The organism is Pseudomonas sp. LBUM1653 (genome assembly GCF_059716115.1).
On record NZ_CP166803.1, the window covers coordinates 73,090 to 92,365 of the forward strand.

The 19,276-nt window shown below is 58.9% G+C and carries 22 protein-coding genes; 8 read left to right on the plus strand and 14 right to left on the minus strand.

The window, feature by feature from the left end:
• Positions 1 to 10: 10 nt before the first annotated feature.
• Positions 11 to 604, minus strand: coding sequence for a PA_0111/PP_0108 family redox-active disulfide protein (locus tag ACA054_RS00340; RefSeq protein WP_497687706.1), 594 nt, complete (start codon positions 602 to 604; stop codon positions 11 to 13).
• Positions 570 to 1,310: an SURF1 family protein gene (locus ACA054_RS00345; protein ID WP_497687707.1), complete on the minus strand. Its 741-nt coding sequence runs from the start codon at positions 1,308 to 1,310 to the stop codon at positions 570 to 572. The genes ACA054_RS00340 and ACA054_RS00345 overlap by 35 nt, the downstream gene beginning before the upstream one ends.
• 72 nt (positions 1,311 to 1,382) lie before the next feature.
• Between ACA054_RS00345 and ACA054_RS00350 the strand changes: the two genes are divergently transcribed.
• Positions 1,383 to 1,586, plus strand: a complete 204-nt coding sequence (locus ACA054_RS00350; protein WP_008064738.1) for a twin transmembrane helix small protein — start codon at positions 1,383 to 1,385, stop codon at positions 1,584 to 1,586.
• Positions 1,587 to 1,682: 96 nt separating this feature from the next.
• On the opposite strand, the gene ACA054_RS00355 is transcribed toward ACA054_RS00350, so the two are convergent.
• The 4 genes from ACA054_RS00355 to coxB all read right to left on the minus strand — a co-directional run bounded on the left by ACA054_RS00355 (position 1,683) and on the right by coxB (position 6,061).
• Entirely contained in the window at positions 1,683 to 2,570 is an 888-nt protein-coding gene (locus ACA054_RS00355) for a cytochrome c oxidase subunit 3 (RefSeq protein WP_497687708.1), read from the minus strand.
• A gap of 25 nt (positions 2,571 to 2,595) precedes the next feature.
• Positions 2,596 to 3,147: a cytochrome c oxidase assembly protein gene (locus tag ACA054_RS00360; protein WP_497687709.1), complete on the minus strand. Its 552-nt coding sequence runs from the start codon at positions 3,145 to 3,147 to the stop codon at positions 2,596 to 2,598.
• A gap of 105 nt (positions 3,148 to 3,252) precedes the next feature.
• The gene (ctaD, locus tag ACA054_RS00365; protein ID WP_497687710.1) at positions 3,253 to 4,851 is read right to left on the minus strand and encodes a cytochrome c oxidase subunit I; all 1,599 of its coding nucleotides are present in this window, start codon (positions 4,849 to 4,851) and stop codon (positions 3,253 to 3,255) included.
• An 82-nt stretch (positions 4,852 to 4,933) separates the two neighbouring features.
• Positions 4,934 to 6,061 carry a cytochrome c oxidase subunit II gene (gene coxB / locus ACA054_RS00370; RefSeq protein WP_497687711.1) on the minus strand — a complete coding sequence of 376 codons (1,128 nt, stop codon included), beginning with the start codon at positions 6,059 to 6,061 and terminating at the stop codon, positions 4,934 to 4,936.
• Between the two features lie 369 nt (positions 6,062 to 6,430).
• Between coxB and ACA054_RS00375 the strand changes: the two genes are divergently transcribed.
• Positions 6,431 to 7,081 carry a hypothetical protein gene (locus ACA054_RS00375; protein WP_497687712.1) on the plus strand — a complete coding sequence of 217 codons (651 nt, stop codon included), beginning with the start codon at positions 6,431 to 6,433 and terminating at the stop codon, positions 7,079 to 7,081.
• 101 nt (positions 7,082 to 7,182) lie between these two features.
• Here ACA054_RS00375 and ACA054_RS00380 read toward each other — a convergent pair whose 3' ends face one another.
• The 3 genes from ACA054_RS00380 to ACA054_RS00390 form a co-directional block, all read right to left on the minus strand.
• Positions 7,183 to 8,709, minus strand: a complete 1,527-nt coding sequence (locus tag ACA054_RS00380; protein WP_497687713.1) for a SulP family inorganic anion transporter — start codon at positions 8,707 to 8,709, stop codon at positions 7,183 to 7,185.
• A gap of 90 nt (positions 8,710 to 8,799) precedes the next feature.
• Positions 8,800 to 9,531 carry a carbonic anhydrase gene (locus ACA054_RS00385; protein WP_046818688.1) on the minus strand — a complete coding sequence of 244 codons (732 nt, stop codon included), beginning with the start codon at positions 9,529 to 9,531 and terminating at the stop codon, positions 8,800 to 8,802.
• Between the two features lie 242 nt (positions 9,532 to 9,773).
• Positions 9,774 to 10,832 carry a PA0069 family radical SAM protein gene (locus ACA054_RS00390; protein WP_497687714.1) on the minus strand — a complete coding sequence of 353 codons (1,059 nt, stop codon included), beginning with the start codon at positions 10,830 to 10,832 and terminating at the stop codon, positions 9,774 to 9,776.
• Between the two features lie 193 nt (positions 10,833 to 11,025).
• Between ACA054_RS00390 and ACA054_RS00395 the strand changes: the two genes are divergently transcribed.
• Positions 11,026 to 11,331: a hypothetical protein gene (locus tag ACA054_RS00395; protein ID WP_497687715.1), complete on the plus strand. Its 306-nt coding sequence runs from the start codon at positions 11,026 to 11,028 to the stop codon at positions 11,329 to 11,331.
• 60 nt (positions 11,332 to 11,391) lie between these two features.
• On the opposite strand, the gene ACA054_RS00400 is transcribed toward ACA054_RS00395, so the two are convergent.
• On the minus strand, positions 11,392 to 11,679 hold the full coding sequence (locus ACA054_RS00400) for a YheV family putative zinc ribbon protein (protein WP_497687716.1): 288 nt from the start codon (positions 11,677 to 11,679) through the stop codon (positions 11,392 to 11,394).
• Positions 11,676 to 13,727: an oligopeptidase A gene (prlC, locus tag ACA054_RS00405; RefSeq protein WP_497687717.1), complete on the minus strand. Its 2,052-nt coding sequence runs from the start codon at positions 13,725 to 13,727 to the stop codon at positions 11,676 to 11,678. Before prlC ends, ACA054_RS00400 begins: the two co-directional genes overlap by 4 nt.
• Before the next feature lie 89 nt (positions 13,728 to 13,816).
• Here prlC and ACA054_RS00410 point away from each other — a divergent pair, with 89 nt between their 5' ends.
• The gene (locus ACA054_RS00410) at positions 13,817 to 14,362 is read left to right on the plus strand and encodes a gamma carbonic anhydrase family protein (protein WP_497687718.1); all 546 of its coding nucleotides are present in this window, start codon (positions 13,817 to 13,819) and stop codon (positions 14,360 to 14,362) included.
• Between the two features lie 44 nt (positions 14,363 to 14,406).
• On the plus strand, positions 14,407 to 15,057 hold the full coding sequence (locus ACA054_RS00415) for an HAD family hydrolase (RefSeq protein WP_497687719.1): 651 nt from the start codon (positions 14,407 to 14,409) through the stop codon (positions 15,055 to 15,057).
• Positions 15,058 to 15,157: 100 nt separating this feature from the next.
• Here ACA054_RS00415 and ACA054_RS00420 read toward each other — a convergent pair whose 3' ends face one another.
• Positions 15,158 to 16,234 carry an aminopeptidase gene (locus tag ACA054_RS00420; RefSeq protein ID WP_497687720.1) on the minus strand — a complete coding sequence of 359 codons (1,077 nt, stop codon included), beginning with the start codon at positions 16,232 to 16,234 and terminating at the stop codon, positions 15,158 to 15,160.
• Between the two features lie 59 nt (positions 16,235 to 16,293).
• Here ACA054_RS00420 and ACA054_RS00425 point away from each other — a divergent pair, with 59 nt between their 5' ends.
• Together ACA054_RS00425 and ACA054_RS00430 are read left to right on the plus strand one after the other, a co-directional pair.
• Positions 16,294 to 16,716, plus strand: a complete 423-nt coding sequence (locus ACA054_RS00425) for a PA0061/PA0062 family lipoprotein (RefSeq protein ID WP_497687721.1) — start codon at positions 16,294 to 16,296, stop codon at positions 16,714 to 16,716.
• A gap of 40 nt (positions 16,717 to 16,756) precedes the next feature.
• The gene (locus ACA054_RS00430; RefSeq protein ID WP_497687722.1) at positions 16,757 to 17,176 is read left to right on the plus strand and encodes a PA0061/PA0062 family lipoprotein; all 420 of its coding nucleotides are present in this window, start codon (positions 16,757 to 16,759) and stop codon (positions 17,174 to 17,176) included.
• A 6-nt stretch (positions 17,177 to 17,182) separates the two neighbouring features.
• Here the strand turns inward: ACA054_RS00430 and ACA054_RS00435 are convergent, their stop codons facing one another.
• Both ACA054_RS00435 and ACA054_RS00440 read right to left on the minus strand, forming a co-directional pair.
• A complete protein-coding gene (locus ACA054_RS00435) occupies positions 17,183 to 17,416 on the minus strand; it encodes a DUF1161 domain-containing protein (protein ID WP_497687723.1) in 234 nt (77 codons plus the stop codon).
• A gap of 176 nt (positions 17,417 to 17,592) precedes the next feature.
• Positions 17,593 to 18,024 (minus strand): OsmC family protein, encoded by a 432-nt coding sequence (locus ACA054_RS00440; RefSeq protein ID WP_497687724.1) that lies wholly within the window; start codon positions 18,022 to 18,024, stop codon positions 17,593 to 17,595.
• Positions 18,025 to 18,264: 240 nt separating this feature from the next.
• Here ACA054_RS00440 and ACA054_RS00445 point away from each other — a divergent pair, with 240 nt between their 5' ends.
• Positions 18,265 to 19,266, plus strand: a complete 1,002-nt coding sequence (locus ACA054_RS00445) for an LLM class flavin-dependent oxidoreductase (protein ID WP_497687725.1) — start codon at positions 18,265 to 18,267, stop codon at positions 19,264 to 19,266.
• Positions 19,267 to 19,276 lie beyond the last annotated feature (10 nt).

The window sequence follows — 19,276 nt, forward strand, 5'->3', positions numbered from 1 at the left end:
GACGATGCCCTTATCCGATGTTCGACAGTTTCAACAGGTGGCGCAGGTCATTGAGCAGATCCTTGCCTTTGACGGACGGGTCGTAGCGCAGCACCAGATTGCCGTGGGGGTCGATGATCCACAGTTGTGGCACCGCCTTGTCACCGGTGGTTTTATTGAAGGTGCTCACGTCCAGCCGATAGCGCTGCAGTTGAGGATACTCCCGCGTCAGCTTGGCGTCGTAATCAGTGCTCAGCGGCTGTGCGGCGGCAATGGCGTGGCTGGCGCGCCCGGCATCGCGGCCCAGGCCAATCTGGACCTGCCGCGCCAGGTACACCAGTTGCTGACAGTCCACCGCACACTCCTTGGGTGCGGTCACCAGTAACTGCCAGCGTTGTTCATCGGCCTGTACGCCAAGGTCGGCGCGGGTCTGGCCGTTGCCGATCAGCTCGCCGTGGTAACTGCGACCCTCCGGCACCCAGAACTGCAGTTTGTACATGCCGGTGGCAAGGATCATCGGACCGATCACCCCGAGCACAATCAGCAGCAGTTGCAGGCGACCCTTACGCCGACTCGCCGGCGTTTTGGCCTCAGACATGCTGGGTGGATTCATGGCCGCTCCCATGGTGTTTCTCCTTTGCGTTGTGCCAGCCGAGGTAGAGATAAAGACCGAACAGGGCGATCGACATGGCGAACCACTGCACGGCATAAGCGATGTGTTTTTCCGGCCCCGTGGCCACTACCGGCCAATCGGCTTGATAAGTGGCGGGCCCCTTTTCGGCGCGTAGTTCGTAGGCGAAGCCTTCACGATTGAGGGCCGTCCAGAGCTTGGCCGGGTCAACGATGGTCACCAGTTGTGGCCAGGTTGAGGTGCTCGGATCAGCGTGCAACTGGAAGGTGGCGCCGGGGGAAACGTAGACCCAGGCGTCGAGACTCAGGGCCTGGGCGGGTGTGTCGAACTGCGGCGGGGTGCGCCGGTCCGGCCATGGCAGCCAGCCACGATTGACCAGCAGCCACAGCCCGGTGGCCTGATCCCGGAACGGTTGCAACAATTCGACCCCGACCTTACCGTCACGCTGGCGGTTATCCAGCAACAGGCTGTGGCCGGCGTCGAACTGGCCGTGCAGGTGAACCCGGCGGAAGGCTGGATCTGCGGTGTGTTGCAGCTCGGTGCTGGCCATCGGTTCGGCGGCCCGGCGCTCGGTGTAGCTTTGCAGCAGCGCGCTTTTCTCCGCGCCCCGGCTCAATTGCCAAAACCCGAGCGACACCAGCAGCGGCAGCAGCAGCGCAACCACCAATGTCGGAATGATGCCCGGCCGAAAGCGCTTCATGGCGTCGCCAGAAAGTTGGTCATCGCGATAGCTATACTCAAGTGCATCGCTTGTCCCCCCCGGAGTCCCACCATGCTCAAAGCAGCCATCGTCCTGATGCTGATTGCCACGGTTGTCAGCCTGTTCAGCGGCCTGTTTTTTCTGGTCAAGGACGACAGCAGCTCGAACCGCCTCGTCATTGCCTTGAGTGTTCGTGTAGCGCTGGCCGCGATCACCGTCGGCTTGATCGCCTGGGGTTTTTTCAGCGGCCAGCTGGTGTCCCATGCCCCTTGGTAACTGTAGGAGCGAGCTCGCTCGCGATGGTAGAGAACGATAACGCGGGGAACCTGACACCCCGCGATGCTCTCGGGTTCTTCGCGAGCATGCTCGCTCCTACAGCACATATACGAAAACGAACAGCCCGATCCACACCACATCCACGAAGTGCCAGTACCAGCTGGCGGCCTCGAAGGCGAACTGGTGCTCGTTGTCGAAGTGGCCACGCATGACCCGCATCAGCATCACGAACAGGATGATGGTACCGATCGTCACGTGGGCGCCGTGGAACCCGGTGAGCATGAAGAACGTGGCGCCGTAGATGCCCGAACCGAGGGTCAGGCCCAGTTCGTGGTAGGCATGGATGTACTCTTCGGCCTGAAAGCCGAGGAACGCACAGCCCAGTAGCACGGTGAGCGCCAGCCAGATCTTCAGTGCACCGCGATGGCCTTTTTTCAAGGCATGGTGGGCGATGGTTACGGTCACGCTGGAGCTCACCAGCAACACGGTGTTGAGCAGCGGCAGGCCCCAGGGGCTGATGACATCCTTGGGCGGCGGAAAGAGTTTGGAGTCCGGGTTGTTCAGCAGTGGCCAGGTCCACTCGAAGGCAGGCCACAGCATGTTGGCGAGGCCTTTGGCGCCTTCGCCACCGAGGGCGGGACCGGACACGTGGCGCACATAAAACAGCGCGCCGAAGAAGGCGATGAAAAACATCACCTCCGAGAAAATGAACCAGCTCATGCCCCAGCGGAACGAGCGATCCATCTGCGCGCTGTACAAGCCGCTGCGACTTTCCTTGATCACCGTACCGAACCAGCCAAAGAGCATGTAGGCCAGCAGCAGGCCACCAACGAAAAAGATCAGCGGGCCGTGGGATTCCGGCCGCGCCGCTTTCAGATCATTGAACCAGGTGGCCAGGCCGAACACGGTGACGAACATCCCGACCGTGGCGATGATCGGCCATTTGCTCTGGGCCGGAACGTAATAATGTTCATGAGTTGCCATTTATTGTTCTCCTTATCGGGCACGCTCAACCGCCAGTATTTACTGCGACCGGTGGATGTCGGGCGGTGATATCGAACAGCGTGTAGGACAGCGTCAGGTGCTTCACATCCTTGGGCATGTCACGGTCAACGATGAAACGTACCGGCATCTCGATCCGTTGACCGGGCTGCAGCACTTGCTGGGTAAAGCAGAAGCATTCGGTCTTGTGGAAGTACGCCGCCGCCGCGCTGGGTGCGATGCTCGGTACGGCCTGAGCGCTCATCGGGCGATCGGTAGGGTTGTGCGCGATGAAGATCATCTCGTTCACTGCCCCGGGGTTGGCCGTCAATTCATCGTGCTTGGGATAGAAATCCCAGGACATGTCGGCGGAGTTGGTCGACAGGAACTGCACGCGAACCTGCCGCGAGGTATCGACCGTTTGTTCGCCCTTGTACTGCCCGGCGGTCTTGCCGTTGATGCCGAATGCCTTGCACATCACGTCGTAGATCGGCACCAGGGCAAAGCCGAAGACAAACATCGCTACCACCACCAGTAACAGGCGGGTGACCAGTTTCTTCATCGAAATCGAGTCAGCCATGATTTTGAACCTCTGCCGAGAACCCTGTGGGAGCGAGCTTGCTCGCGATGGCGGTGTATCTGGCACACCGCGTCGCATGAATCGCGAGCAAGCTCGCTCCCACAGTCATTTCACTTCCGGCGGCGTGGTGAAGGTGTGATACGGCGCCGGTGAAGGGACGCTCCATTCCAGGCCTTCGGCCCCGTCCCACGGTTTGGCCGGTGCTGGCGGGCCACCGCGAATAGTCTTGATCACGATGAACAGAAAGAAGATCTGCGTTGCACCGAACATGAATGCGCCGATCGACGACACCATGTTGAAGTCGGCGAATTGCAGGTTGTAATCCGGAATCCGCCGCGGCATTCCCGCAAGCCCGACGAAGTGCATCGGGAAGAAGGCCATGTTCATGCCGATGAACGACAGCCAGAAATGCAGCTTGCCGAGGGTTTCGTCGTACATGTGGCCGGTCCATTTCGGCAGCCAGTAGTAGGCCGAGGCGAAGATCCCGAAGATCGCCCCCGGCACCAGTACGTAGTGGAAGTGCGCGACCACGAAGTAGGTGTCCTGGTACTGGAAGTCCGCCGGGGCGATGGCCAGCATCAGCCCGGAGAAACCGCCAATGGAGAACAGGATCACGAACGCCACGGCGAACAGCATCGGCGTCTCGAACGTCAGCGAACCCTGCCACATGGTACTGGCCCAGTTGAACACCTTGACCCCGGTGGGTACCGCGATCAGCAACGTGGCGTACATGAAGAACAGCTCGCCCACCAGCGGAATGCCGACCACGAACATGTGGTGCGCCCAGACGATGAACGACAGGAACGCGATACTCGCCGTGGCGTAGACCATCGAGGTGTAGCCGAACAGTGGTTTGCGCGAGAAGGCCGGAATGATCGAGCTGACGGCACCGAAGGCCGGCAGGATCATGATGTACACCTCGGGGTGGCCGAAGAACCAGAACACGTGCTGGAACAGCACCGGGTCACCGCCGCCAGCGGCGCTGAAGAAGCTGGTGCCGAAGTGGATGTCCATCAGCATCATCGTCACGCAACCGGCCAGTACCGGCATCACCGCGATGAGCAGGAACGCGGTGATCAGCCAGGTCCAGACGAACAGCGGCATTTTCATCAGCGTCATGCCGGGGGCGCGCAGATTGAGAATGGTGGCGATCACGTTGATCGCACCCATGATCGAACTGATCCCCATCAGGTGGATGGCGAAGATGAAGAACGTCACGCTTTCCGGCGCGTAGGTCGTCGACAGCGGCGCGTAGAACGTCCAGCCGAAGTTGGGTCCGCCTCCCGGCGTGAACAGGGTCGAAACCAGCAGGATGAACGCCGCCGGCAACAGCCAGAAGCTGAAGTTGTTCATCCGCGGCAGCGCCATGTCGGGTGCGCCGATCATCAGCGGGACCATCCAGTTGGCGAGGCCGACAAAGGCCGGCATCACCGCACCGAAGACCATCACCAGGCCGTGCATGGTGGTCATCTGGTTGAAGAATTCCGGCTGGACGATCTGCAGCCCTGGCTGGAACAGTTCGGCGCGAATCACCATCGCGAACGAGCCGCCGAGCAGGAACATGGAAAACGCAAACCACAGGTACAGCGTACCGATATCCTTGTGGTTGGTCGTCAGCACCCAGCGCATCAGGCCTTTGGCGGGGCCGTGGGCGTGCTCGTGGGCGGTGCCGGTCTGAACATGGTCATCGACTACAACAGTCATGTCCTGTCTCCTGCAAACAGATGGGCTGGGCAGGCCGGGGCGTGATGCCCCGACCGGTTCCTAATGTGCGCAATAGACCGGGTCATTTGCTTTCCGCCTGTTTCAGCTCCAGCACTTCTTTGGGAGTGACCATGTCGCCCTTGTTGTTGCCCCAGGCGTTACGTTCATAGGTCACGACCGCTGCGATATCGACTTCCGACAACTGCTTGCCGAACGCCGCCATGGAGGTACCAGGCTTGCCATGGAAGACAATGCCCAGGTGATCCTTGATCGGTCCGGTGGCGATTTTCGAGCCCTTGAGCGCCGGGAACATCGGCGGCAAGCCTTGGCCTTCGGCCTGGTGGCAGGCCACGCAGGTGGTGTGATAGACCTTGTCGCCGCGCTCTTTGAGCTCGTCGAGGGTCCATTCCTTGCTGGTCAGTTCCTTGAGTTGTGCAGCTTCGGCCTTGCGTTCAGCCAACCATTTTTCGTAATCGGGCTTGTCCTTGACCTCGACCACGATCGGCATGAACCCGTGATCCTTGCCACAAAGCTCGGCGCATTGGCCGCGGTAGACGCCGGGTTTTTCGATACGGGTCCAGGCTTCGTTGACGAACCCCGGGATCGCATCGCGCTTGACCGCGAACGCCGGCACCCACCAGGAGTGGATCACGTCGGCGGAGGTCACCAGGAAGCGCACCTTGGCGCCGATCGGAAGCACCAGGGGCTTGTCGACCTCGAGCAGGTAGTGCTCGGTCTTGGCTTCCTTGTTGTGGATCTGATCGGCGGGAGTGGCCAGGTTGCTGAAGAACTCGACGTCCTGGCCCAGGTACTTGTAGTGCCATTTCCACTGATATCCGGTGACCTGGATATCAATATCCGGCTCACTGGCATCGTACATCTTGATCAGGGTGGCAGTCGCCGGAACCGCCATGGCCACCAGAATGATGAAGGGCACGATGGTCCAGAGGATTTCGACGGTGGTGCTCTCATGAAATTTTGCCGCCACCTGCCCGGTAGAGCGGCGGTGCAGAATCATCGACCAGAACATGGCGCCAAAGACGATGATGCCGATCACTACACAAATCCAGAAAATGGTCATGTGCAGGTCAAACACAGCGTGACTGATTTCAGTCGCTCCCGGCGCCATATTCACAGTCCAGGCCGCTTGCGCCGGGCTGAAAATCGACCACAACAGGAGGCCCATCCAGACATGTGGATGTCGCATCATTGCGGGTTCCCCTTATCGTTCTTTTTATCCCGCCGGCTTTCACCTGCGGCAAGGGAGCGGCTGCATCAGACTACGAACTTGAATCGCCGGGCCTTGCTGCATTGCAGTCGGGCGTCATCAGCTAACTCCATTCCAACCCGAGTATAGACAGCGACTCTCACCTCGCAATGTGCTGGCGTAAATCATCTGAAACAGCATTAACTTGCATTGCAGGGCACGAATGGAGAAGGATGCAGACGAGTGGTGGCAAACCGATATAACGGAGACGTCTCAAGGATGAAACAATTATGACAAATGCGTCTTAGCATTTTTCGTATGCCAGCTAAGTTATGTCTTCCCTATTTCATTGCCTTGTTTCCTGGAGTTTTCATGAACACCGCCGCATTGCGCGAGCAGATCCAAAAAGCCCGACAACACGAAGCCGAGACCGGCCTGCTGACGCGTCAGCTGGAAACCCAATTGCCTCATCTACACCGCGCGATCCAGTTACCGGAGGCTGATGCCAACGGTGTGCTGGCGCGTTTTGTCGCCGCCTACATCGACGAAGTGCCTGACCTGCTGGATGCAGCCAATGAAGTCGCCAGGGAAGCGGGTATCGAATCGCAGGTCAAACCTGTGCTGAAAATTGCCGAGCAGTACTTCCTCCAGCCGCCGGCGATCATGGCCGGGCACGTCGGGCTCGACAGCCTGCTGGACGAAGCCTATCTGGCGCACCGGTTCGTCGAAGAGGTCAATGACCTGTACATCAAGCATCTTGGCCAGCCACTGATCCCCTTGGACATGACCGTCGCCAACCTGATTGCTCATCAATTGATCGGTGAGGAGTTCGCTAACCAACTGGATGAAGCGGTGCATCACGCCATCGACGAGATGCTTAACGAAGCCAGCTTTGCGCTGGAATCGGTAGAAGCCTACCGCGACAAACTCAGCAGCCCGGACACCGGCGCTGCGTGGAAACGCTGGCCGTGCATGTCCCGCCGCCTGGGCGTGGGCCTGGATCTGGATCAAACCGTCGCATAACTCCATCCCCTGTAGGAGCCGGCTTGCTGGCGATCCAGACGACGCGGTCTGCCTGACACACCGCGTCGCCTGGATCGCCAGCAAGCCGGCTCCTACAAGGTTTAGGCAGTGGAGCCTACGCCGGTGTTGGTCCGCACCCGCCCTTCCAACCTGCGCTTCAACCCCCGCGCTTCAATTAACAACTTCGAACCCTTGGCCGCATTCGCCCGCCCCCATTCCTCCAGCAACTCCAGGCACGAGTGATCGATGTAGGTCAGGTTGTTGAGCGGCACATGCACCGTCGCACCCGGCGCAATGCTGCCCAGTACCCGGGTCAGCGCCGGCACCTTGAGAAAAGTCGCCGCCCCCACCAGACGCAGCTCCATTTCGCCGTCCTGTGGAAGGTCGATCAGGCTTATTTTCAGCCGTGAAGCTTTCAGCGCCAGTTTCACCAGGGTCAAGCCGAAGCCGACCAGTACACCTGTCAGCAGGTCAGTGAAGATGATCGCCAGTGCTGTCGCGGCGTACGTGAACATCGGCATCCGACCGTATCGACCCAACCCGCGAAAAGCCTTGAGATCGACCAGTTTGAAACCCGTATAAACCAACACACCGGCCAGGCTCGCCACCGGAATGCTTTGCAGCACGCTCGACAGCAACAACACGAACGCCAACAGCCACAATCCGTGGAAAATGGTCGAGTAGCGAGTGGTGGCACCGGCCTGGACGTTGGCCGAGCTGCGTACGATCACCCCGGTCATCGGCAACGCGCCGAGCAATCCGCAAAGCATGTTGCCGACGCCTTGTGCAGACAGCTCGCGGTCGAAGTCCGAACGTTGACCACTGTGCATGCGGTCCACGGCGGCGGCGGATAGCAGGGTTTCGGCACTGGCGATGAACGCTACCGCGAACGCCGCGATCAGCAGCGTGGGGTCAGCCAGGTTCAGCAAGTCCGCAGGTTTCAGCCAGTCGATGGCTTCGGCCAGGTTGGCCGGCACTTCCACCCGTTTGACTTGCAGCGCCAGGACCAGGCTGACGACAGTAGCGATCCCTACGCCAAGCAGCGCGCCGGGAACGAAGCGCAGGGAATGGGGACGCAGCTTTTCCCACAGCCACATGACAGCGATCGTTCCCAACCCGAGCAAACCGGCCTGCCAGCCTAAGGATGGCAAAGCCTGAGCCACGGCGGCCGGGAAGGCTGCCAGGTTATCCAGTCCTGAAGGCTTGGGCGTGGCGTCCAGCATCACGTGCACCTGTGACAGGACGATCAACACCCCGATCCCGGCGAGCATGCCGTAGACAACGGCGGGTGCTGTCACGCGAAACCAGCAGCCCAGTTTCAACCGACCGGCGACCAGTTGTAGAAAGCCCGCCAACAGCAGGATCGGCCCGAGCATGACCACACCATGCTGGCGTACCAGTTCGAACACCAACACCGCCAGACCTGCCGCCGGGCCGCTGACTTGCAACGGCGAGCCGGCCAGCCAACCGACCACCAGTCCACCGATGATCCCGGTGATCAGGCCTTTGGCGGGTGGCAGTCCCGAAGCAATGGCAATGCCCATGCACAGGGGCAGGGCGACCAGAAACACAACCACCGAAGCCAACAGCTCCCGTGGCAGCACAGCTTTAAGTTGCGCAGCACGCATGATGATTCTCCCGAAGTTTTCTTCAGGCATGGCGAAGCCGGGCTGCCTGATCGGCAGCCTCGACTAAACCACACAGGTATTTAGGAGGATTTAGAAGCGCGCTTTGGGCGTCGCGACCGGAATAGGCAGGCTGCCATTAAGCGGCAGGAAACAACCCTTGTCGGCGTCGTAGGCTTTTATTTCGCTGGTTTCGATGTTGTAGACCCAACCGTGGATAAACAACTGACCATTGGCCATGCGCGAGGCTACCGAGGGGTGAGTGCGCAAATGCTGCAACTGCGCGATCACATTTTCCTCGGTGAGGATGTGCATGCTTTCGTTTTCGTCAGCGCAGTTGCAGTTTTCCTGGACCATGGTCTTGGCCACTTCGGCATGCCGCAGCCAGGCTTTGACCGTGGGCATCTTTTCCAGGCTCTGCGGGTTGAGTACCGCGCGCATTGCGCCGCAATCGGAGTGCCCGCAAATGATGATGTGATGCACGCCAAGTGCCAGCACGGCGTACTCGATGGCCGTGGAAACACCACCGTTCATTTGCCCGTAAGGTGGCACAACGTTACCGACGTTGCGGGTCACGAACAGGTCGCCGGGGGCGCTGTGGGTGATCAGTTCGGGAACGATACGCGAATCGGCGCACGCGATGAACATGGCTCGCGGCCGCTGGGCCGTGGCGAGTTTTTTGAAGAGTTCTTCCTGTTGCGGAAAGATCTCATGATGAAAATGCAAAAAGCCGTCAACGATATGCTGCAGCGCTGCATCGGCGGTTTCCGCCTCAGGTTGGGCAGAAGCCGACGCAGCCAACGGCTGTTTATCCTTGTCACTCATGATTCATCCTCTTTGGCGGAGTCAGGGATAATCCCGTTTTGTCCGGTGTGAAGCCAGTGGCTGTTTAAAAAACATCCAGATCGTCAAGCTCGACCCGTCAGTCACTCGATGAACAAGGTAGCCGTCGAATCTTAACTCAAACTGAAAAGAACGCTCTAGAACCTGTGTTCCAGGTCACAAAAAACGTGACTGGTCCAAGATCTGAGCGCGTTCCCCAGTATTCAACCATAGGCCAATTGTCCTCAAATCAGTGACATTTGGCGACCCGGCGGACAAAAGGCTTCGCAGTCCAGGTTAAAACCTTCCCGATGGTTGAGCCCCAGGCGCTTGATGGCTTTGGCAAAACGTTGTGCCAACAAATCGGCAAAGGGGCCTTCACCGCGCATGCGTGCGCCGAAGCGACTGTCGTATAGCTCGCCGCCACGGCTTTGGCGAATCAGGCTCAGGACATGGGCCGCACGTTGCGGATAGTGGGCAGCCAGCCATTCTTCGAACAAGGGCGCGACTTCCAGGGGCAAACGCAACATCATGTAACCGGCGCTCTGTGCTCCAGCGGCATGGGCCTCTGTGAGCAGGTTTTCGATTTCGCTGTCGTTGATCATCGGAATCATGGGCGAACACAGCACACCGACCGGAACCCCCGCTTCGCGCAACACCCTGATCGCCCGCAGTCGGGCCTTGGGGGCCGCAGCGCGGGGTTCAAGGATGCGTTTGAGCTCGTCGTCCAGTGTGGTCAGGCTGATCATCACCGCCACCAGCCTTTGTCGGGCCAATTCGGCCAGCAGGTCCAGATCGCGCAAAATCAACGAACCCTTGGTAACGATTGTCACCGGATGACGGTAGCGCAGCAGCACTTCGAGGGTTTGGCGGGTGATCTTGTACTCGCGCTCAATGGGCTGATAAGGATCGGTGTTGGACCCCAGGTTGATGGGCGCACATTGGTAGCCACGCCTGGAGAGCTGTTCCTCCAATATGTCCGCAGCATTGGTCTTGGCGATCAGCTTCGTCTCGAAATCCAGGCCTGGTGACATGTCCCAATAGGCGTGGCTGGGCCGCGCATAACAATAGATGCAACCGTGCTCGCAGCCTCGATAAGGGTTGATCGATCGATCGAAGGGCAGGTCCGGTGAGTTATTGCGGGTGATGATGGTTTTCGCGGTCTCGATGGACACCTCGGTGCCTTGAGTCATCGGCGCTTCCTGGTACCAGCCGTCATCCTCGGCCACCGAGCGATGGGGTGCGAAGCGGTTGTGCGGGTTGGTCGCAGTGCCGCGACCGCGAGGGGGCAATGGCGTGTTCATGGGGAAAGCTCGTGCGCTGTATATTTATACAGTATACGCAGAAGACTCAAGTGACCAGTGCCGTTCGGCAGCTCTTCGGCTTGGTCGCAGTCATTGAACGATACATATCGCGTCTGGTTGATTCGCTCCAGGCACCGGTATTGTTGCGGTCGCTCCACGCATTGACGTGAGTTTTAATTAAAAGGATTTAATGATGTCGATTCTTAATCGCCGCGGTATTTTTTTGCAAAAACTTGGTCCGACTGTTGTCAATCCCAATGAAGTACTTGTATCAATGCAGTTCGCATTGAAAGAAGAGGGTTGGGATGCTGAAAACTCCACGCAGACCACCGCTTTGCTGGACTCCACCACCCTCATTGCATCTTCAAATGATGGGGGGCGGTCATTCAAGATCCGTAACTTCAATAAAGATGTCGATGGTGACGGCGATATCGACGCCGAGGACATGGTGAAACTGCTGGAGCTGGCCAAAGCCTATGTCAGCATTTCCACGCCTTGACTGAAACTCGATTAGCGACACCTCTCACGACATTGCGCCGTGAAAGGTGTCGTTTTCTACTCAGTGTTGTTCGTCAGGCTTTTTCTTCAGCTTCGGATTCGGAAAAAACTGCACGGCCTGAACCTTGGTGTCCGCAACCTTGAGTGCGGAAGTATTGACCCGGGTGCCCAGTTCCTTGGGAACGGACAAGCCTTGTTCATTCAGCGTATCGGAATAACCGCAGGCCACGCATTCGCGATGCGGTACGTCGTCTTCGCTCCACATCATCAACTTGTCGGGCTCGCTGCAGGCCGGGCAAACCGCGCCGGCGATAAAGCGTCGTTTGGTAATCACGGGACCCTCACTCATGCTGCCGCGCCCTCACTCAGGCCGCTGTGGCGCAAGAGTGCGTCAATCGACGGCTCACGACCACGGAAGTCGATGAACAGCACCATCGGCTCTTGAGAACCGCCGCGCGCCAGGATCGCTTCACGGAACGCCCGGCCAGTGTCGGCATTAAGCACGCCTTCTTCCTCGAACTTGGAGAAAGCATCGGCCGAGAGCACTTCAGCCCACTTGTAGCTGTAGTAACCCGCCGCGTAACCACCAGCGAAAATGTGCGCGAAACTGTTAGGGAAACGGTTGTAGACCGGAGGACGCATCACCGACACCTCGTCGCGCACGCCTTCAAGCACTTGCAGCACGCTGCGACCGTCACCGTGGGTGGCGTGCAGTTCGAAGTCGAACAGCGAGAACTCCAGTTGGCGGACCATCATCAGGCCGGACTGGAAGTTTTTCGCCGCGAGCATTTTCTGCAACAGGTCCTGCGGCAGTGGTTCGCCGGTTTCATAGTGACCGGAGATCAGCGCCAGCCCCTCTGGCTCCCAGCACCAGTTTTCCATGAACTGGCTTGGCAGCTCGACTGCGTCCCAGGCCACGCCGTTGATGCCGGACACCCCGGCGTGTTCGACGCGGGTCAGCAGGTGATGCAGGCCATGACCGAACTCGTGGAACAGGGTGGTGACTTCATCGTGGGTCAGCAGCGCAGGCTTACCGCTGTCGGCTGGAGTGAAATTGCACACCAGGTTGGCTACCGGGCTCTGCAATACACCCTCGGCGGTGCGACGACGATCACGAGCACCATCCATCCAGGCCCCGCCGCGTTTGTTGGCGCGGGCGTAAAGGTCGAAGAAGAAGCGGCCGACGTGCTGGCCGTTTTCCTTGATTTCGAACAGGCGCACATCCGGGTGCCAGGTGTCGAAGCCTTGCTGCTCGGCGATCTCGATGCCGTACAGGCGCTGAACGATGGCGAACAGGCCACTGAGCACCTTATCGATCGGGAAGTAGGCGCGCAGGGCTTCCTGGGCAACGCTGTAACGCTGCTCGCGAAGTTTTTCGCCGTAGAAGCCGCTGTCCCAGCTTTGCAGGTCCGGGCAGCCTTGTTCGGCGGCGTATGCCTTGAGCTGTTCCAGGTCCTGGGCGGCGAACGGTTTGCTGCGCTTGGCCAGGTCGCGCAGGAAACTCAGCACCTGATCGCTGGATTCGGCCATTTTGGTGGCCAGGCTCAACTCCGAGAAGCTGGCGAAGCCCAGGAGTTTTGCCAGTTCCTGACGCAGGTCGAGGATTTCCTGCATGACCGGACCATTGTCATTCTGACCGGCATTCGGACCTTGATCCGACGCACGGGTGCAGTAGGCGGCGTAGACTTCTTCGCGCAGGGCGCGGTCGAGGGCGTAGGTCATCACCGCGTAGTAGCTCGGGAATTCCAGGGTGATCAGCCAGCCATCGAGATCCTTGGCTTGCGCGGCGGCGGCCATTTGCGCCTTGGCCGAATCGGTCAGGCCGGCGAGGGCGGCTTCGTCGGTGATGTGCTTGGTCCAGGCCTGGGTGGCATCCAGCAGTTGGTTGGAGAAGCGGCTGCCCAGCTCCGACAGTTTGCTCTGCACTTGGGCGTAACGCTTCTGCTCGGCTTCCGGCAGGTCGATACCCGACAGACGGAAATCGCGCAGGGCGTGTTCCAGGATAGTTTTCTGCGCTACGTCGAAACCGCCGGCTTCCGGGCTGTTGGCCAGGGCCTCATAGGCCTGGAACAGTTCACGGTTCTGGCCCATTTCCGTGGAGTAGGCGCTCAATGCCGGCAGGCAAGCCTCGTAGGCTTCGCGCAGTTCGGCGCTGTTGCACACGGCATTCAAGTGGCTGACCGGACTCCACGCAGCACCCAGGCGGTCGTTGAGCTCGTCCATTGCCAGCACCAGGCCGGCCCAGGTCGGTTGTTTTCCCTGGGTCTTGAGAATCTCGATAATGGCGGCGCGGTTGTCAGCCAGGATCTGTTCAATGGCCGGTTGCACGTGCTCGGCACGGATCGCGGAGAACGGCGGCAGGTCGTAGGACTGCAAAAGAGGGTTGTTCACGCTCACGGTTGGCACCTTGGCTGGAAGAAACATGCAGCCATCTTAATTACAATCGACGCTCACCGCAGCTATCAGCAACAGAGAGAAATCCTATCGTGAACTTTCGCAAGTACCAGAATCACACGCCATTGCTCGGCAAGGGCGCTTTTGTCGACGGCTCGGCGGTGGTGATCGGCGATGTCGAGATCGGCGAAGACAGCTCGGTATGGCCATTGACGGTGATCCGCGGCGACATGCACCGCATCCGCATCGGTGCGCGTACCAGCGTGCAGGACGGCTGCGTGCTGCACATCACCCATGCCGGGCCGTTCAACCCCGACGGTTACCCGTTGCTGATTGGCGACGACGTGACCATCGCCCACAAAGTCATGCTGCATGGCTGCACAGTGGGCAGCCGGGTTCTGATCGGCATGGGCAGCATCGTCATGGACGGCGCGGTGGTCGCCGATGATGTCATTATCGGTGCCGGAAGCCTGGTACCTCCGGGTAAACGCCTGGAAAGCGGTTTTCTGTATGTGGGCAGCCCGGTGAAACAGATCCGGCCACTGACCGACAAGGAACAAGCCTTTTTCACTTACAGCGCGGCGAACTACGTGAAGCTCAAGGATCTGCATCTGGCCGAAGGCTACGACCGGATCTAAGCCGCTGGAAACGAAAAGCGCCTCGCTACTGCCCAGGAATTTTCATGCATTACCAAACCGTTCTGTTCGACCTTGATGGCACCCTGACCGACCCGCGCGAAGGTATAACCCGTTCGATTCAGTTTGCCCTGGGCAAGCTGGGCATCGATGAACCCGACCTGACCAAGCTTGAACACTTCATCGGCCCGCCCTTGTTGCAGGCCTTCATGCAGTTCTATGACTTCGACGAGGCCAAGGCCTGGGAGGCGGTGAACTTCTACCGTGAACGCTTCAAAGTCACCGGGTTGTACGAAAACCGTGTGTTCGACGGTGTCACACCGTTGTTGGAAACGCTCGGTGGACAAGGGCGACAGTTGTACATCGCGACCTCCAAACCCTGGGTTTTCGCCCGGGAAATCGCTCGGCATTTCGACTTCGCCAAACACTTCAAGGTGATCTACGGTAGCGAGCTGGACGGCACCCGGACCAATAAAGTCGAACTGATCGCCCACCTGGTGGCCGAAGAAGGCCTCGACCCGGCCCGTACCCTGATGATCGGCGACCGCAAGCACGACCTGATCGGTGCGCGCAGCAACGGACTGGATGCGGCAGCGGTGGGTTATGGGTTTGGCAGTCGGGAGGAGTTGAGTGCCGAAGCTCCGACTTATCATTTTGAAACGCTGGACGAAATGCATCAGGCGTTTTTGCGGGGTTAATTGTATCGCCTTTGCTGTAGGAGCCAGGCTTGCCGGCGAAGAACGATAACGCGGGGTGTCAGATGTACCGCGGCGCCTGGTTCGCGGGCAAGCCTCGCTCCTACAAACCCTGCAACGCCTTCAAAACCGCTTTACGCTGTTCAATCAGCATCACCCCAAGCCGCTCGACCTCCGCATAAAACATCACCCAATCCCCATTCACCTGCTTGAACAGGGCGTCAAACGCCGGCACCCATTGGTCATACAGGCCAAACGGCAGCAATCGCGCATTGTTCATCGGCGCATTGATCCACACGTCGTAGCGTTTGTCCCCAGCCCATTGTTTATCACGCATCTGTCGGTATTCGGCGCGCAACTGTTCGAACGCCTCAGCTTTACGCTGCCGCATTTGCTCGGGCGGCAGCTGTAGGGTGTACAGCTTTTCAAGCCGGGTGCGGGTGTCCAGAATCAGCTGAATGAATTGGTCCCGTTGTTGAGCATGTGTCCCACTTTCGGGCGGCAGGCTACGGTAAGCCCGCCACTGGCGGGTACCTTCCTGCTCGACGAAGGTGGCGAATGACTCGTTGAACTCAGTGTCATCCTTCACATAAATGCGCTGATGCGCGAGCTCATGGAAGATCAGCGTGGCCAGGCGTTCATCGCCCCAGCCCATCATTGAGTTCATGATCGGATCGTTGAACCAGCCCAGGGTCGAATAGGCTTCTACTCCACCGATGGACACGTCCATGCCCTGCAGGCGCTGCAGCGCCGCCTCACCGCGAGCCGCGCTCTGGCTGTAATAACCGCGATAGGCCACGCAGCCGGCGATGGGGAAGCAATGGTTTTGTGGCTTCAGGGAAAATTCCGGTGTGACAAACACGTTCCAGACTACATAGGGACGGCCAATGTCGGCGTACAAGCGGTAACTCTGATTGTCCGGCAGGTGCAGTTGCTGGCTGGCGAAAGTCCGGGCCCTTTGTGATTGGGCCAGGTGTGCACGCAGTTTCTGATCGCGCTGTGGATCGGCAATCACCTGGGCAACGGGCTCCCGTGCCCGCAGCAATTGCAGCTGACCACTGGCCAACTGACTGTAGTAGTTGATGCTGGAACAACCGTTGAGCAACAAAAACAACACACCCGGAAACAAAATGCGTAAAACGCGATCAAGTAACCCATGGCTTCGATGCGGCCTGATCAAAATAAAAAATCCCTGGAGAGTCTGCTCGCAAGACTATCCCGCTTGACTGGAGCTCCGCTATGCGCAAGTTGATGCTGACGGGAGGCCTGCTGATGCTGGCCGGTTGTGCTGGATTCGGATTACCTCACCATGATCCGACGCAAGCATGGATCGATCTGGAATCGCATCAGGAAGACACGGCCCTGCTGGCGGTCGAGGTGGACAACAAAGCGGCCACCGACAAGCGCTATTTCGAGGTTCAACCCGGCAGCCATGAGCTGACCGTTCGCTACCAGTTCCCGGTCCAGCCCACCAATATCGGTCCCGATGCCGAACCGCTGTGGCGAGACTGCCAGATGAATGTGAAATTCAACGACTTCAACGCGGGTGAGCGCTATCAACTGCAAGCGGGGAATATCGGCTTCCGGCCATGGGCCAAGCTTTATGATCAACAACGAAAAGTGATTGGCCAGGGCACACCGGCGGGCTGCCAACGGACCTGATCGGCGCTATTCTGAATATCCCGACATTGGGACATTCATCATGCGCAGGTTGATGCTGTTACTGGCCGCAAGTGCTGTGGCCGGCTGTTCGACGCCGATGCCGGCGGCCAATCCGCACATGGCGTGGGTCGACTTCTCTACGCCATTCCCCAACGATAAATTACTGATGGCCGAGCGATTGGATAACCAGCGCTTGCGCGACGGGCGTTTTTTCCAGGTCACTCCCGGTAGCCACGAGCTGACCGTGCGCTTCGATTTTGAAGTGCCGGGCGGGGGCTCGGACTTGTTCGGCGGTTCCACGGAGCGGCTGTGCTACATGATCGTCAAATACGATCATTTCGAAGCCGGTCAGCGTTATCTGTTACAGGCCCGGTCCATGGCATTCACTCCTGAAGCGCGCCTGTATAACGCCAGGCGAGAGATCGTCGCCGAAACGAGCCAGATCAACTGTGTGCCCTAAGACCGGTCAGCGGTCATTCCTCTGGTAGATGATTTTCTTCGTGCCGCCTTCGCATGAGCCCACGATCATGTTCTTATCGTGCACTTCGTCATTGGTAACGATTTCCAGGGTGTAGGACATTACCCTTTGTGCCTGGATCTTGGCTTCGATTTCGGCCTTGAGTTCTTCACAAGGTTTTGGTGCGGCCAGGGCCGAAGTGGCCAGAGCGCAACAGATAACCGCCAGGGCAAAACGTTTCATGGTTGAAGCTCCCTTGAGGCAGCGCGCACAGTTCATGCGTTTTTGCTGCTGTCATTTATTCGACCACAGTTTTACCGGGCAAATCTGGCCTTACGCAAAAAAATCCAAGCCTTCGGCAACGCCTGCAAGGTTACAGGTGCTGCCGAAGTTGGCGATCTTTCAGGTCCAGGTCGAAATTAGCTGACCAAAGTCGCATCCAGGCTGATTTTCGCCTTCAGCACCTTGGATACCGGGCAGCCCTCTTTGGCCTTGTTACTCAACTCATCGAACTGCGCCTGGCTCGCGCCGGGGATTTTTGCCTTGAGAATCAATTTTACGGCCGTGATCGCAAAACCACCCTCTACCTGGTCCAGGGTCACTTCGGCGTTGGTATCGATGCTGTCTGCCTTGAGGCCGGCCTCACCGAGAATCATCGAAAACGCCATGGAGAAACAGCCCGCGTGGGCCGCACCGATCAACTCTTCCGGATTGGTGCCCTTGCCGCCTTCAAAGCGGGCCTTGAAGCCGTAGGGCGCGTCCCTGAGCACCCCGGTTTCCGTGGAAATCGAGCCGATGCCAGTTTTCAGATCACCTTCCCAGTGGGCCGATGCTTTCTTTGTGATAGCCATGCCTGTCTCCTCAAGGTCCGGCACGAAGCGTCGCGCCGTTGTGGTTTCGGTCGGTAGGGTTCTGAGGATAGACCGGGGATCAAAGTTCAGCGCATCTGATCGGTCCGCTTTTTTGGTAGGAAATTTCGCCGTGCTATTGAAACTCGGGTATATGCCCTCATTGCATGAAACACGCTTATGGATTCGGCAGGTTTTCGTTTGTAACAAGAAACCTGCACCCTCAATTGGAGAAGCAGGTTTATGAAACGACTGTCCGATATCAAGTTCTCGACCCTCGACCTGGTGCCCGTGCGGGAGAACGGCAGCGCCGCCCAGTCGCTGCGCAACTCGCTGGACCTGGCGCAGCACGTCGAGAAATTCGGCTATAACCGCTTTTGGGTTGCCGAACACCACAACATGGACGGCATTGCCAGTTCTGCGACCTCCGTGCTGCTCGGCTATCTGGCCGGTGGTACTTCAACCATCCGTGTCGGGTCCGGCGGGGTAATGTTGCCCAACCATGCACCGCTGGTGATCGCCGAACAATTCGGCACGCTTGAAAGCCTGTATCCGGGGCGCATCGACCTGGGGCTTGGCCGTGCGCCCGGTTCCGATCAGATGACGGCCCGTGCACTGCGCCGCGAGCGTTCTGGCAGCGCTGACGACTTTCCGGAAGATGTGGCCGAACTGGTGCGTTACCTCGGCCCGCGTACGCCGGATCAGCGCATCATCGCGATGCCGGGGACCGGTACGAATGTGCCTATCTGGCTGCTGGGTTCAAGCCTGTTCAGTGCACAGCTGGCAGGTGAGCGAGGTTTGCCCTACGCCTTCGCGTCACATTTCGCTCCGCGTTTGATGCATGAGGCAATTCGCGTCTACCGCAATCATTTCAAGCCTTCTTCAGTGCTGGACAAGCCTTACGTGATGCTCGGCGTGCCGCTGGTGGCCGCCGACACGGATGAACAGGCCGACTACCTGGCGACCTCGGTATTCCAGCGCATTCTCGCCCTGATGCGTGGTCAGAGCCTGGTGCAACGCCCGCCGGTGAAAACCATGGACGGGCTGTGGCTGCCACATGAGAAAGAAGCCGTCAGCGATTTCCTGGGCTTGGCGATGATCGGCAGCCCGCAAAAAATTCGCGCCAGGCTGGAAGTGCTGATCGAGCAGACCCAGGCCGACGAACTGATTTTCACCTGCGACCTGTACGAACACGCGGATCGTCTGCATTCCTATGAGCTGCTGGCGCAAGTCATGAAGGGCTGATCACGCTAAG

Excerpts from the sequence above, each read along its gene's own strand:
- ACA054_RS00340 (WP_497687706.1), bottom strand. The coding sequence starts at position 604 with ATGGGAGCGGCCATGAATCCACCCAGCATGTCTGAGGCCAAAACGCCG.
- ACA054_RS00345 (WP_497687707.1), bottom strand. The coding sequence starts at position 1,310 with ATGAAGCGCTTTCGGCCGGGCATCATTCCGACATTGGTGGTTGCGCTG.
- ACA054_RS00350 (WP_008064738.1), top strand. The coding sequence starts at position 1,383 with ATGCTCAAAGCAGCCATCGTCCTGATGCTGATTGCCACGGTTGTCAGC.
- ACA054_RS00355 (WP_497687708.1), bottom strand. The coding sequence starts at position 2,570 with ATGGCAACTCATGAACATTATTACGTTCCGGCCCAGAGCAAATGGCCG.
- ACA054_RS00360 (WP_497687709.1), bottom strand. The coding sequence starts at position 3,147 with ATGGCTGACTCGATTTCGATGAAGAAACTGGTCACCCGCCTGTTACTG.
- ctaD (WP_497687710.1), bottom strand. The coding sequence starts at position 4,851 with ATGACTGTTGTAGTCGATGACCATGTTCAGACCGGCACCGCCCACGAG.
- coxB (WP_497687711.1), bottom strand. The coding sequence starts at position 6,061 with ATGATGCGACATCCACATGTCTGGATGGGCCTCCTGTTGTGGTCGATT.
- ACA054_RS00375 (WP_497687712.1), top strand. The coding sequence starts at position 6,431 with ATGAACACCGCCGCATTGCGCGAGCAGATCCAAAAAGCCCGACAACAC.
- ACA054_RS00380 (WP_497687713.1), bottom strand. The coding sequence starts at position 8,709 with ATGCGTGCTGCGCAACTTAAAGCTGTGCTGCCACGGGAGCTGTTGGCT.
- ACA054_RS00385 (WP_046818688.1), bottom strand. The coding sequence starts at position 9,531 with ATGAGTGACAAGGATAAACAGCCGTTGGCTGCGTCGGCTTCTGCCCAA.
- ACA054_RS00390 (WP_497687714.1), bottom strand. The coding sequence starts at position 10,832 with ATGAACACGCCATTGCCCCCTCGCGGTCGCGGCACTGCGACCAACCCG.
- ACA054_RS00395 (WP_497687715.1), top strand. The coding sequence starts at position 11,026 with ATGTCGATTCTTAATCGCCGCGGTATTTTTTTGCAAAAACTTGGTCCG.
- ACA054_RS00400 (WP_497687716.1), bottom strand. The coding sequence starts at position 11,679 with ATGAGTGAGGGTCCCGTGATTACCAAACGACGCTTTATCGCCGGCGCG.
- ACA054_RS00415 (WP_497687719.1), top strand. The coding sequence starts at position 14,407 with ATGCATTACCAAACCGTTCTGTTCGACCTTGATGGCACCCTGACCGAC.
- ACA054_RS00425 (WP_497687721.1), top strand. The coding sequence starts at position 16,294 with ATGCGCAAGTTGATGCTGACGGGAGGCCTGCTGATGCTGGCCGGTTGT.
- ACA054_RS00430 (WP_497687722.1), top strand. The coding sequence starts at position 16,757 with ATGCGCAGGTTGATGCTGTTACTGGCCGCAAGTGCTGTGGCCGGCTGT.
- ACA054_RS00435 (WP_497687723.1), bottom strand. The coding sequence starts at position 17,416 with ATGAAACGTTTTGCCCTGGCGGTTATCTGTTGCGCTCTGGCCACTTCG.
- ACA054_RS00440 (WP_497687724.1), bottom strand. The coding sequence starts at position 18,024 with ATGGCTATCACAAAGAAAGCATCGGCCCACTGGGAAGGTGATCTGAAA.
- ACA054_RS00445 (WP_497687725.1), top strand. The coding sequence starts at position 18,265 with ATGAAACGACTGTCCGATATCAAGTTCTCGACCCTCGACCTGGTGCCC.